Below are 11,977 nucleotides of genomic sequence, written 5' to 3'. Positions count from 1 at the left end.
CGGCGACCACGCAAGTGGTCACGATGTGACTGCCTTCCGCCTTCGTTCGCTTTTAACGCACCGGCTGTGATTTGTTCCTGACAAAACACAGCCTTGGCAAACATCCCTGTTTGTCATGCTAACCTCACTCAGTTGTCAGCACATTGCGAATGTCGCTAAATTAAATACACCAAACTTATTTGTCAAAATAAACTCTTATTATTGGAACTAGCTGATGTTATAACTAACGTTAGCTATTTATTGGTTATATTTAGGTTTTAAAAAACCCGTTCCTCAAATTTTTTGTGCTTTTGTTGAATTATGTTAATTATTCAGCTACTTATCTCTTGTTTTAAATTTACAGGTAAAATACAATAATAAATAGTAACGGCTATAAATAATACAAGGAAATTAATTATGATGACAGGTAACTGTTTATGTGGCGAAATTGTCTATCAGCTAAATAGTGATATTAAAGCGATTGTCTTTTGTCACTGTTCACGTTGTCGCAAACAAACTGGTTCAGCGTTTAATTCTGCCACACTCATTAACAAGGAAGATTTAACTTTTATCAAAGGTGAGGAAAATATAAAAGTTTTTTCTAGCTTAGGCGTCAACCGTCATTTTTGTGGTAATTGTGGTTCACATCTATTTTCTAGTCGTGATAATGATAATAGTACTTACCGATTACGTATTGGATTGATTAATGAGCCAATTAATTCTGAAAAGCGTATACACATTTATACGGGTTCAAAAGCCAATTGGGATACTATTTGTGATGGTGATACTGAATATGAGGAAAATATACCACCTAAACTGTGATCATTCAGTTTCAATTTAAGTTATTATCGGGTTTTAGGTTGTGATTAGATAATGATTAGACTAAAACCTAACATTCCATTTATCAAATTAATGATCTTTCAGTTTTGCGTCTCGTTGCCAATAGCTTTTGTGTGCAAAACCAATTAGATTATTGGTCATCTTAATTTCTTGTAATCGTAGTGACCAAATCGGCGCTTTCATGACTCTTGCAAAAGGAAAGGCGGAATAATAAAGCTTATAAGCATTGCTAGCTTTGTTATCAATGAGTTGTTCAGCTATAGCGCTAAATTGAATACCTTGAATTTTAGTTATCGATTTTGGATTAACACTTATAGTACCGGCAACATTTGGATTGTGTAGCATTGCTTGTGCATGTTTGGTTTTTAATTCTGATAAGAAATATAAACACCAGTTCTCTTTATCAAATACATAGAATGCATTACATGCCCATGGCTGGTTATTAGCTAATATCGCACATAAATTTACTACATGTTGTTGCTGGATAAATTGCGCGATTTTAGACTCACTTTTTTTCATGATATTACTGTTTATTCAGATTTTTGATTAAGATGCATATCTTCACCCCAGCGAGGTAAACAAGGTACATCAATATCAAACAGGTCAAGTGCTCTAGCAACACTATGGGTAATAATATCATCCACACTTTCAATGTGTTGATATAACGCAGGAACTGGCGGAAAAATAATTCCTCCCATTAAAGTCACCGCTTCCATATTTTTAATATGACCTAAATGTAATGGCGCTTCTCGCGTCATTAAAACTAATCGACGTCGCTCTTTCAATACCACATCTGCCGCTCGAGTAAGTAAATTATCTGACAAACTATTTGCTATAGCTGAAAGTGTTCGCATTGAACATGGTGCAACTAACATTCCCATGGTTTTAAATGAGCCACTCGCAATTGCAGCGCCAATATTATCGATGGCATATACAACATCTGCTAACGATTGCAATTGAGTTAATTGTGATTGCGAATGTTCATAATGACCGGTGATTTTTGCCGCTTTTGATACCACTAAATGAGTTTGAATATCCATTGGTTTTAATAGTTCTAAAGCTTTAATTCCATAAGCAAAGCCTGTAGCACCACTTATGCCAATTACTATCCTTTTCGCAGCCATATTTATTCCTGTTATTTAATTGAATCTAAACGTTTGTTGATTAGTGTAGCTTAAAATAACATAGTCTAGATAACAATATTATAAATCGATGGGATGGTTAAAATATCTTTTCAGATAGAGAGAAGTGAATACCGCTAACCAAAATGTTAGCGGTATTTATGAATGACTTACTCTTTTGCCATAGGTTCTTCAACAACTTTGGTTTTTTGACTTCCTTGGATGGCTTTTATTTTAGCATCATAGTTTGCTACGTCTTCTTTGTTTGACAATAGGCTATAAGTTAAAACAAATTCTGTGCTTTTTCCGGCTTCTAATTTACGTACGCGTTTTTGTTCACGTTCAATTGTAACTGGATAAGCAAAACTTGTTCCTGGTTCAATACCAGTCACATAACCTTGTTTAACTGTATCAGTATTTTTCCATAGTGTTAGCACAGGTAATTGTTGAGTATTAAAAGCAATCCCAACCCCTTTATCACTTGCATTGTTGGTCAACATAACTTGAGTTTGATTATTTGCATCTGAATAAGGGAAAATGTTATACACCATTTCATCAAAGTCTTTAGTTGGTCCTAGATAAGTTTGCCAATTTTTAAGACCAGTTGCAGCGTATTCATTGAAAGGTGAGATTTCTTTAACTGGAGCAACAAATTTAGCGCCTTGTTCTAAAATTGGCGTACCAAAATTACTGTGATAAATAATTTGATAATCACGATCATAATCGCTCAAATTAGTTAGGATGTCATGTACGGTAAATTCTTTGCTACCAGGAACATGTTGGATGGCAACCCAAGTTTCAAAATTGCTCTTTTTGAAAGTATTTTCTTTAATTAGCCCTTTGATAGTAATCGTATAAGGAGCTTGATCTTCAACTTCAACATATAATTTCGATACAGGAGTATTTTGTGCACGACCATGAAGTGTATACATCATACCATCAGCTTGTACAGCGTGACCGGTCCATTCAAAGCCACAGCGAACCATCATTTCGTTAAAGCCATCTAGCCAACCAAGACCACCACGGCTTTCTAAATTCATATATTTAGGATTAACAACCTCTTTAACTGGTGAATCCCAACCTAAACGAATCCCATCTCCTTCAACTTTTACGATACCTAAACCACGTGTTGGACTTAAGCTAATCGTTAAGCCTTCACTTTTAACAGTTAATAGTTCAGAACCTTCTTGCTTACCACCTTTGAGAATTAGATTTTGAACAGTAAAAGGAGGTGCATCAGGACTAACATCTTTGTTTGTAATATACCAATTGCCTTTTTGAAGGCTTTTTTCATCATCAGTGACTAAAAAATCTTTTGCACTGGCGGAATATGAAACTAAGCCGAGTAAAATAGCTAATGATGTATGTTTAATTTTCATGAGATTAATTCCTTATAATAATTTATATTTTTGCACATCATAATATGAGTATTATTTTCCGATAGTATAATATCTATAAAAATGCACAAGTAAATTTAATGATTTGGTCTTACTTGTCCTGCTTTCCAGTGTTTTCGACAAACAGAATGATACTCACTGTCACCAAGATGTATAGAATTTCCAAATTTGACTATTTGCCCATTTTCACCTTCTAAAAGGATCATGGTAGCTTTTTTACCACACCAACAAACAGTTTTAAGTTCCCTATAATTGTCAGCAATTTCTAATAAGGTTTTCGAACCTTCAAATAAATGCCCCATATAATCTGTTTTTAATCCAAAAAACATCATAGGAACACCATATTCATCACAAACATCAGATAATTTCCAGATGGTATTAGAGGATAAAAACTGACTTTCATCAATTAAAATACATGCGTAATTATTTTGTTTGATATGCTCAATTATGCCATCCACTGTGTTATCGTCAAGTTGTAATGCTTTTTTACGTAAGCCAAGTCGAGATACAATCTCAACAGCAGAATCTCGTGTATCAACCGAAGATTTAAGTAATAGTGTTTGCATATTATTACTTAAGTAATTATGGTCGATTTGCAGTAATTCGGTAGATTTTCCAGCGTTCATTACGCCATAAATATAATAAATTTTTGACAAAATCAGCGTCTCAAAAAGTTAAATATTTATTTCCTATATTAGGAAATAAAGGTAAGTTGTTTAACTTACCTTTTGATTGATTAATACTATTTTGCTTTACCTTGGTTAGCTACCGCTGCTTGTTTAGCGGCGATTTCATCAGCATTACCTAAGTAATAGTGTTTAACAACTTTCATGTTGTCATCGAATTCATAAACTAATGGTACACCAGTTGGGATGTTTAGATCGATAATATCATCATCACTGATGTTATCTAAATGTTTAACTAGCGCACGAAGTGAGTTACCGTGAGCTGCGATAATTACACGTTCACCTTTAGCAACACGTGGAGCTATAGTTGATTCCCAATAAGGAAGTACACGTTTAATCGTTAAAGCTAAGCTTTCAGTTAAAGGTAATTCTGATTCAGGTAATTTGCTATAACGTGAATCATGACCAGGGAAACGCTCATCTGATTTTTCAAGTGCTGGAGGAGTAATTGCAAAACCACGACGCCATAATTTAACTTGCTCATCACCATATTTAGCAGCAGTTTCAGCTTTATTTAGACCTTGTAGCGCACCATAATGACGTTCATTTAATTTCCAGCTTTTTTCAACCGGTAACCATGCTTGATCAACTGCATCTAAAACGTGCCATAATGTGTGAATTGCACGTTTTAAAACAGAAGTATATGCATAATCAAATTCGAAACCTTCTTGTTTTAGTAATTGACCTGCTTCTGCAGCTTCTTTATTACCTTTGTCAGATAAATCAACATCAGTCCAACCACAAAAACGGTTTTCTTGATTCCACACGCTTTCTCCGTGACGAATAAGAACTAATTTTTTTACTGCCATGAATATAACTCCTTAGTTACGTAAAATAAAATGGTTAAATCAATTTGGTTTGCACTAAAACACATGATTAATTAGTGTGTTATTACTTATTAATTGGTTATAAACCTCTATATCACTTTAAAATACTGATTAATTTGTTGATAAGTATTTTAATGGATCGACTGATTGTGCTTTATAACGAATTTCAAAATGTAATCTTACTGATGAAGTTCCTGTTGCTCCCATCGTTGCAATTTGTTCACCAGCACGAACATTTTGTTGTTCTTTAACTAAAATAGTTTGGTTATGTGCATACGCGGTTAAATAGTCATCGTTATGTTTTATAATAATTAAATTACCATAGCCCGGTAAGGCATTTCCTGAATAAACCACTCGACCGTTAGCAGCGGCAACGACTTTGGTACCTAAAGTACCTGAAATATCAATCCCTTTGCTAGCATTAGAAAATTTTTCAATGATTTTACCTTGTGCAGGCCATTGCCATACAATATTAGCTACGTTAGATGTGGTTGGTAACTTGGTTGGCTCTGTGGCTGTGGTATCAACAGGTTCAGTTACCGTTTCTGTAGTTTGAATCGTATTGGTTGGTTTATCTTTACCCGAGGTTGTGGTTGTAGTTGTTGTAACTGTGGTTACAACTGGTTTAGTTTTGGTTGTGGTATTAGTCGCTGAACCATAATTACCAGCTGCAACAACTTGCGCTGTAGAAGTGGTTTTTTTAGTTTCAACCACCGTTGTACCACCACTGACATCTAACACTTGACCAACATTTACCGCGAATGGTTCTTTAATGTTATTTTTAGCAGCCAAGGCACGATAATCATTACCCGTTACCCACGCAATATAAAAAAGTGTATCACCTCGTTTAACAGTATAGGTATCGCCTTGATAACCACCTTTAGGAATATCATTGTAGTTACGATTATAAACAATGCGCTCATTAGAGGTAACCACACTTTGACTATCTCTATTGCTATTGGATGTTACTGTCGAGTGAGATGCTGGTGTTGATGATGAATAAATTTGTGACGAAGAACGTGAACCAGTAGAAATATTTGTCGGTGGTTTTGAATATACCGACGAGCTAGAACGACTGGAAGAGTCAGAAATATCTTCAATTTCAGCTGGATTAGTTTGTGTACATGCGGAGATCATCAAACTTAAACAACTTAATGTGAGAATTTTTTTCACAATAACACCTTTCATTAATTTATATTATTTTGTTATGCACATTTTATCGTTTTTACAACAAAAAGCTATTATATTAATTACTTGTAAAGTAAATCAATAAAATCACTGGCAAAAATGTACAATTCTTGAGTAAAAGCTATAAATTCATCTCATTTGATGGCTAATTATTCGCAGTATTTCCAAATAACTATCGTATTCTAACTAACCGATTATACGACCGAATAAATATCATTAGCACAAAAAAGCATTTCAGCCATATTTTTGGCCGATAATGATTAATACTAATTTCATGATAATGAGTATATACAATAAAACAAGGTTTGGTATAGTATATTTAATGCCTTACTACAAAATTTACAGTGATCAAAATAGAATGACTTTATATATTGTTGCAACACCCATTGGCAATTTAGATGATATTACCCTAAGAGCCATTAATACACTTAAAAGTGTTGATCTTATTGCGGCTGAAGATACTAGACACAGTGGACTACTATTACAACATTTAGGTATTAAAGCTAAACTTTTTGCTTTACACGATCACAATGAACAAGAAAAAGCACACGTTTTGATCGAAAAATTAAAATCAGGATTATCAATTGCATTAATATCAGATGCAGGAACACCGTTAATTAATGATCCTGGTTATCACTTAGTCAAAGCCTGTCGAGAAAATAATATTAATGTCGTTCCCATCCCTGGTGCATGTGCGGCTATTGCCGCATTATCAGTAGCGGGATTACCTTCAGACAAATTCTGTTATGAGGGTTTTTTACCGGCAAAAACCAAAGCACGCCAAGATTATTTGTCTACTTTATGCGAAGAGAGTCGAACAATGATTTTTTATGAATCTACCCATCGACTTTTAGATACCTTAAAAGATATGCAGACGGTTTGGGGTAGCGATAAACATATTGTTTTAGCCAAAGAACTCACTAAAACATGGGAAACCATTGTCAGCTATCCGGTAAATGAGTTAATTCGCTGGTTACAAGAAGATAGCACTCGTCAAAAAGGCGAATTTGTTCTAATCGTTGAAGGACATAGCAAAACTGATAATGCTATTGATGCCAAAGTAATGACTACCTTAAAATTATTAGTTAAAGAGTTACCATTAAAAAAAGCAGCAGCAATTACTGCAGAGATGTATGGACTGAAGAAAAACCAATTGTATCAAATCGGCTTATCATTGGAAAATTAGACAAACAGTTAATTAATAGTTAATTATAAAGATAGGAATAGCAAATTTTCAGTTCCAAAACTTAACACGCTAGTTTTGTTGAATATTTTAGAACAGTATCAACATTAGCATAATTAGCCTAATTTAGTATATAATTGCCCCCTATTTTTAAGATTTTTATAACACAAGGTAATAAACAGTATGGGATTTAAATGTGGTATTGTCGGACTACCAAATGTAGGCAAATCAACGCTTTTTAATGCACTAACCAAAGCTGGAATAGAGGCTGCTAACTTTCCGTTTTGTACGATTGAACCAAACACAGGTGTAGTGCCAATGCCTGATCCGCGTTTAGATCAACTTGCGGAAATCGTTAAACCACAACGCACTTTACCAACCACAATGGAATTTGTTGATATTGCGGGGCTAGTTAAAGGTGCATCTAAAGGTGAAGGACTAGGTAATCAATTTTTAGCTAATATTCGTGAAACAGAAGCGATTGGTCACGTTGTTCGTTGTTTTGAAAATGAAAATATTGTGCACGTTGCAGGTAAAATCGATCCAGCTGAAGATATTGAAATCATTAATACTGAACTTGCGTTAGCTGATCTTGAGGCTTGTGAAAGAGCTATTACCCGTTTACAAAAACGTGCTAAAGGTGGCGATAAAGACGCCAAGTACGAACTGGAAATTTTAGATAAGTGTTTACCTCATCTTGAACAAGGTAAAAAACTATTACTACTCGATTTTAGTAAAGAAGAATTAGATGCAATTAAATATCTAAGCTTTTTAACCCTAAAACCAACAATGTATATTGCTAATGTTAATGAAGATGGTTTTGAAAACAATCCATATTTAGAAAAAGTGAAAGCCATTGCTGAGCAAGAAAAAGCTGTCGTTGTACCTGTCTGTGCTGCAATTGAAGCTGAACTTGCGGAACTCGATGACGCTGATCGCGATGAATTTATGCAAGACCTTGGTTTAACTGAACCTGGCCTAAATAGAGTAATTCGTGCTGGTTATAGTTTACTTAATCTGCAAACTTATTTTACTGCTGGTGTTAAAGAAGTTCGGGCATGGACAATTTCTGTTGGAGATACTGCGCCGCAAGCTGCCGGTAAAATTCATACCGATTTTGAAAAAGGCTTTATTCGAGCACAAACCATTGCTTTTGATGACTTCATTAAATATGGTGGTGAACAAGGTGCTAAAGAAGCAGGAAAAATGCGCTCTGAAGGGAAAGATTATATCGTGCAAGATGGCGATATTATGAATTTCTTATTTAATGTTTAATCTTTGTTGATGCCGTATATTGCGGCATCATTATCATATATTTATATAACTCAATAGATTATCTGCTCTCAATTAACTACTTGTCTAACACCACGGAAAATCGATTATAAGGAGCTTCATTTATGTTATTAACCTTTGCACAAGCCAAAAAAAATATACTTGAAGTTGCAACAAATAATCATAAACCGTTAATGGAAAAAGTTGCATTATTTGATGGCTTAGATCGAATCACTGCTGAACCGGTTATTTCGCCAATTAATGTACCTAGCTTTAATAATTCGGCGATGGATGGTTATGCGGTAAGATTATCTGATATCAATCAATCGAAGTTATTACCGTTAGCTGGAGTAATTTATGCAGGTGACGATATTTCTTCACTAAATTGGCCTAAAGGTAGTTGCTTACGAATTATGACTGGTGCACCAGTTCCTAACGAAGCCAGTGCTGTTGTGATGCAAGAAGAGACAGAACAAACTGAATCAGGAATTAAATTTTTACAGCAAATAAAACCAGCTAGTAATATTCGTTATATAGGTGAAGATGCTAAACAAGGTGCGGTTATTGTCGAAAAAGGCACTCGGTTAACTATTCCGACTTTATCAAGTTTAGCGACACTTGGTATTGCAGAGTTAACAGTATATCAAAAGTTAAAAGTTGCAATATTTTCCACCGGTAATGAATTAACTGAAATTGGTAGCCGATTAGCAAATAATAGTGCTATTTATGATAGTAACCGATTCACCCTCAAATTATTATTGAGCAAATTAAACTGTGAAATAATTGATTTAGGGATAATTGTCGATGATCCGAGCAAAATTAAGCAAACACTCGAAATCGCATCTAAACAGGCTGATTTAGTGATTAGTAGTGGTGGTGTTTCAGTCGGGGATGCTGATTATACTAAAATGGCACTAGAAGAGCTGGGTAAAGTTAACTTCTGGAAAATTGCCATAAAACCCGGAAAACCGTTTGCCTTTGGCAATATAGGTAATGCGTTATTTTGCGGATTACCGGGTAATCCAGTTTCATCTCTTGTCACTTTTTATCAATTAGTTCAACCATTAATTTTAGCCCTTTCTGGACAAAATTTAACCGAAGCTGAGTTATCATTTAAAGTAAAAACAGCAACAAATCTGAAAAAAAGTATCGGTAGATTAGATTTTCAACGTGGTGTATTGCAAATTTCAACTAATGGTGAGTTGGAGGTTGTTTCAACTGGGCAACAAGGCTCCCATCTCACACAATCGTTTAATCATGCTAACTGCTTTATCTTGCTTGAAAAAGATAGAGGCAATGTAACTAAAGGTGAATGGGTAACTGTTGAACCGTTTAATACACTATTAAAATAGTGCAACTAATACCGCCCCAGCAGCTATCATGGCAACGCCTATAGCAGAAAGAAATGAAATTTTTTCGCCAAATATAATAGTTGCAAAAATTACCGCAAAAACGACACTAAGTTTATCAATTGGGGCGACTTGTGATACTTTACCTTCTTTTATTGCCATAAAGTAAAATAGCCACGATAATGCGCCAGCTACGCCACTCAATGCAATAATAAGCAGTGCTTTTTTATCATTAAAAAAAGTATTGATTAAATTCAGTTTTCCTTGTACAACAACTACACCAACTAAAAATACTGCCATCACTATAGATCTAATTGCTGTCGCAGTATTAGCGTCAAGATGTTGTAAACCTATTTTACCGAGGATTGCCACACAAGCCGCAGTAATCGCCGATAATAATGCATAAATAAGCCAAGCACTCATATAAGTTAATACCTATCAATTTGAAATAAATATTGTTGATTATTAGAATTTTTTTGACATTGCTCTGATTTATTCATTACTCCACGGCAATCTTCAAGAACTCCATGAGCTTTTGACCAATGATATTGTTTACCTTCATCATTTTTACCGCCACAAGCAGTTAAAGCTAAACTAAACGTTAGACAAGTTAATGCAATAATTACTGATTTCATCATATTTCCCTCGCAAATATCAAAATGTAGTTTAAATTATTATTGTTAATTATTTTAGTTCATTATTAAGCTGATTGATAGCTAAGCTATCACCTATTTTTAATATATGAAAAGATCTATCTCCCTTTAATGAGTTTAATAATGTTGGTGGCTCATCTAATGGTTCATCTGCCAATTCAAACACTCCCCAATGAATTGCAATGGCTGACTGACAGTTTAATTCATCATAAAGTTGTAAAGCTTGTTGTGGATCTATATGCTGCGATTGCATAAACCAACGAGGTGCATAAGCACCAATCGGTATCAAAGCAAGATCTATCTGCTTAAATTTATCAGCTATTTTCTTTAAGCTTGCACAATAACCGGTATCCCCCATAAAGTAGACCGTTTTAGTTGATAATGGTTTATCAATATCTGTCTGCATAATCCATCCACACCATAATGCTTTATTCATATCAAACGCACCTCGATTACTCCAATGCTTTGCCGGTGTAGCAGTAAAGGTAATTCCATTAACATTAGTTGACTGCCACCAATCTAACTCAATGATTTGCTTGGCCCCCCATTTTAATAATTTGTTTTTAAGTCCTAAGGGAACCAGAATAGTAAGTTGCGGATACCGCATGATAAGTTGGCGGATACTATTAAAATCAAGATGATCATAATGGCTATGAGAGATTACCACCACATTAATTGGAGGTAATTTATCAATGGTAATTGCTGGTTTTGTTCGTCGTTTTGGCCCAATAAATTGCACCGGCGAAACCCGGTTAGAAAACACTGGATCGGTTAATATCCATTGTTCATTAAGCTTTATCAAGGTAGTAGAATGTCCGATCCACCAAACTCTATCACCGCTTAAGCTAATATCAATTGAGCTAAGCCAATTTTGGATGAATGCTTGATATCCGCCTTTCGGCGGTAACACTTTACGTTGCAGTCGCCAACGCAAAGCATCAGTTAATTTAATTGAAAAAGGTTCAGTATTATCAAAACCTTTCTTTTTATGATGTGACTGATCACATATTATTTTGTTCGCTTTACTCATTAAGGGATATCTAATTGTAGTTATTTGGCTCTGCGTTCTATTAGTACCGCAACGTTACCAGCATTAGCAATAGCATCAGGTTTTGACACTTTTATTTTTAACCATTGTACCGAGAATTTCTCAATGACTAACATTGCAACACGTTCAGCTACGGTTTCAATCAATTCAAATTTATTTTGTTCAATAAATGACGTTATTGATTGCGACACAACAAAATAGTCTAAACAAAATTTCACATCATCACTTTGTCCAGCAGGTTGATTATCCCATGCCATTTCGAGATCAAGAACTAACTTTTGTTTAATCGTTTTTTCCCAATCATAAACACCGATTGTGGTATAAACCGTTAGTGATTCAATGAATACTCTATCTTTAATTGTTAAAGTCATATTCTAATCCAGATATAGATATTGTTTAAAATAGAGATTACCGAATCTTAATAAATTACGCTA

The 11,977-nt window shown here is 34.6% G+C and carries 14 protein-coding genes; 4 read left to right on the top strand and 10 right to left on the bottom strand.

Going from position 1 to position 11,977, the window contains the following annotated elements; genetic code table 11:
- Positions 1-396 precede the first annotated feature (396 nt).
- Entirely contained in the window at positions 397-801 is a 405-nt protein-coding gene (locus H3U97_RS11135; RefSeq protein ID WP_198198975.1) for a GFA family protein, read from the top strand.
- A gap of 87 nt (positions 802-888) precedes the next feature.
- Here H3U97_RS11135 and H3U97_RS11130 read toward each other — a convergent pair whose 3' ends face one another.
- The 6 genes from H3U97_RS11130 to nlpD all read right to left on the bottom strand — a co-directional run bounded on the left by H3U97_RS11130 (position 889) and on the right by nlpD (position 6,038).
- Entirely contained in the window at positions 889-1,338 is a 450-nt protein-coding gene (locus tag H3U97_RS11130; RefSeq protein WP_198198974.1) for a pyridoxamine 5'-phosphate oxidase family protein, read from the bottom strand.
- 11 nt (positions 1,339-1,349) lie between these two features.
- A complete protein-coding gene (locus H3U97_RS11125; protein WP_198198973.1) occupies positions 1,350-1,943 on the bottom strand; it encodes a UbiX family flavin prenyltransferase in 594 nt (197 codons plus the stop codon).
- Between the two features lie 167 nt (positions 1,944-2,110).
- A complete protein-coding gene (locus tag H3U97_RS11120) occupies positions 2,111-3,319 on the bottom strand; it encodes an aldose 1-epimerase family protein (RefSeq protein ID WP_034902206.1) in 1,209 nt (402 codons plus the stop codon).
- Between the two features lie 95 nt (positions 3,320-3,414).
- Positions 3,415-3,993 carry a thymidine kinase gene (locus tag H3U97_RS11115; protein WP_034902208.1) on the bottom strand — a complete coding sequence of 193 codons (579 nt, stop codon included), beginning with the start codon at positions 3,991-3,993 and terminating at the stop codon, positions 3,415-3,417.
- 86 nt (positions 3,994-4,079) lie between these two features.
- Entirely contained in the window at positions 4,080-4,832 is a 753-nt protein-coding gene (gpmA, locus tag H3U97_RS11110) for a 2,3-diphosphoglycerate-dependent phosphoglycerate mutase (RefSeq protein WP_034902210.1), read from the bottom strand.
- Between the two features lie 129 nt (positions 4,833-4,961).
- Positions 4,962-6,038 carry a murein hydrolase activator NlpD gene (gene nlpD / locus H3U97_RS11105; protein ID WP_086357219.1) on the bottom strand — a complete coding sequence of 359 codons (1,077 nt, stop codon included), beginning with the start codon at positions 6,036-6,038 and terminating at the stop codon, positions 4,962-4,964.
- Positions 6,039-6,396: 358 nt separating this feature from the next.
- Between nlpD and rsmI the strand changes: the two genes are divergently transcribed.
- The 3 genes from rsmI (at position 6,397) to moeA (ending at position 9,845) form a co-directional block, all read left to right on the top strand.
- Positions 6,397-7,224 (top strand): 16S rRNA (cytidine(1402)-2'-O)-methyltransferase, encoded by an 828-nt coding sequence (gene rsmI / locus H3U97_RS11100; protein ID WP_198198972.1) that lies wholly within the window; start codon positions 6,397-6,399, stop codon positions 7,222-7,224.
- A 180-nt stretch (positions 7,225-7,404) separates the two neighbouring features.
- A complete protein-coding gene (gene ychF, locus H3U97_RS11095) occupies positions 7,405-8,496 on the top strand; it encodes a redox-regulated ATPase YchF (RefSeq protein WP_034902214.1) in 1,092 nt (363 codons plus the stop codon).
- 122 nt (positions 8,497-8,618) lie between these two features.
- On the top strand, positions 8,619-9,845 hold the full coding sequence (gene moeA / locus H3U97_RS11090) for a molybdopterin molybdotransferase MoeA (protein ID WP_198198971.1): 1,227 nt from the start codon (positions 8,619-8,621) through the stop codon (positions 9,843-9,845).
- Here the strand turns inward: moeA and H3U97_RS11085 are convergent.
- Genes H3U97_RS11085 through folB form a run of 4 tightly spaced genes read right to left on the bottom strand, consistent with a single transcriptional unit; the run spans position 9,837 to position 11,914 of the window.
- Entirely contained in the window at positions 9,837-10,265 is a 429-nt protein-coding gene (locus tag H3U97_RS11085) for an EamA family transporter (protein WP_065578957.1), read from the bottom strand. The two genes, moeA and H3U97_RS11085, sit on opposite strands and share 9 nt — an antisense overlap.
- Positions 10,266-10,270: 5 nt before the next feature.
- Positions 10,271-10,477 carry a hypothetical protein gene (locus H3U97_RS11080; RefSeq protein ID WP_034902220.1) on the bottom strand — a complete coding sequence of 69 codons (207 nt, stop codon included), beginning with the start codon at positions 10,475-10,477 and terminating at the stop codon, positions 10,271-10,273.
- A 49-nt stretch (positions 10,478-10,526) separates the two neighbouring features.
- The gene (locus H3U97_RS11075) at positions 10,527-11,525 is read right to left on the bottom strand and encodes an MBL fold metallo-hydrolase (protein WP_198198970.1); all 999 of its coding nucleotides are present in this window, start codon (positions 11,523-11,525) and stop codon (positions 10,527-10,529) included.
- A gap of 20 nt (positions 11,526-11,545) precedes the next feature.
- Complete coding sequence (gene folB, locus H3U97_RS11070) at positions 11,546-11,914, bottom strand: dihydroneopterin aldolase (RefSeq protein WP_065651006.1); 369 nt, start codon at positions 11,912-11,914, stop codon at positions 11,546-11,548.
- Positions 11,915-11,977: the final 63 nt, after the last annotated feature.

The sequence above is a fragment of the Gilliamella sp. W8128 genome, assembly GCF_016100545.1.
GTDB classification, from domain to species: Bacteria; Pseudomonadota; Gammaproteobacteria; order Enterobacterales; family Orbaceae; genus Gilliamella; species Gilliamella apis.
Note: the sequence above shows the minus strand (reverse complement) of the source record. Positions and strands in the feature narration are given on the sequence as shown.

Bases quoted from the DNA above. Each gene is read 5' to 3' on its own strand.
- H3U97_RS11135 (WP_198198975.1), top strand. From the start codon at position 397: ATGATGACAGGTAACTGTTTATGTGGCGAAATTGTCTATCAGCTAAAT.
- H3U97_RS11130 (WP_198198974.1), bottom strand. From the start codon at position 1,338: ATGAAAAAAAGTGAGTCTAAAATCGCGCAATTTATCCAGCAACAACAT.
- H3U97_RS11125 (WP_198198973.1), bottom strand. From the start codon at position 1,943: ATGGCTGCGAAAAGGATAGTAATTGGCATAAGTGGTGCTACAGGCTTT.
- H3U97_RS11120 (WP_034902206.1), bottom strand. From the start codon at position 3,319: ATGAAAATTAAACATACATCATTAGCTATTTTACTCGGCTTAGTTTCA.
- gpmA (WP_034902210.1), bottom strand. From the start codon at position 4,832: ATGGCAGTAAAAAAATTAGTTCTTATTCGTCACGGAGAAAGCGTGTGG.
- nlpD (WP_086357219.1), bottom strand. From the start codon at position 6,038: ATGAAAGGTGTTATTGTGAAAAAAATTCTCACATTAAGTTGTTTAAGT.
- rsmI (WP_198198972.1), top strand. From the start codon at position 6,397: ATGACTTTATATATTGTTGCAACACCCATTGGCAATTTAGATGATATT.
- ychF (WP_034902214.1), top strand. From the start codon at position 7,405: ATGGGATTTAAATGTGGTATTGTCGGACTACCAAATGTAGGCAAATCA.
- moeA (WP_198198971.1), top strand. From the start codon at position 8,619: ATGTTATTAACCTTTGCACAAGCCAAAAAAAATATACTTGAAGTTGCA.
- H3U97_RS11085 (WP_065578957.1), bottom strand. From the start codon at position 10,265: ATGAGTGCTTGGCTTATTTATGCATTATTATCGGCGATTACTGCGGCT.
- H3U97_RS11080 (WP_034902220.1), bottom strand. From the start codon at position 10,477: ATGAAATCAGTAATTATTGCATTAACTTGTCTAACGTTTAGTTTAGCT.
- H3U97_RS11075 (WP_198198970.1), bottom strand. From the start codon at position 11,525: ATGAGTAAAGCGAACAAAATAATATGTGATCAGTCACATCATAAAAAG.
- folB (WP_065651006.1), bottom strand. From the start codon at position 11,914: ATGACTTTAACAATTAAAGATAGAGTATTCATTGAATCACTAACGGTT.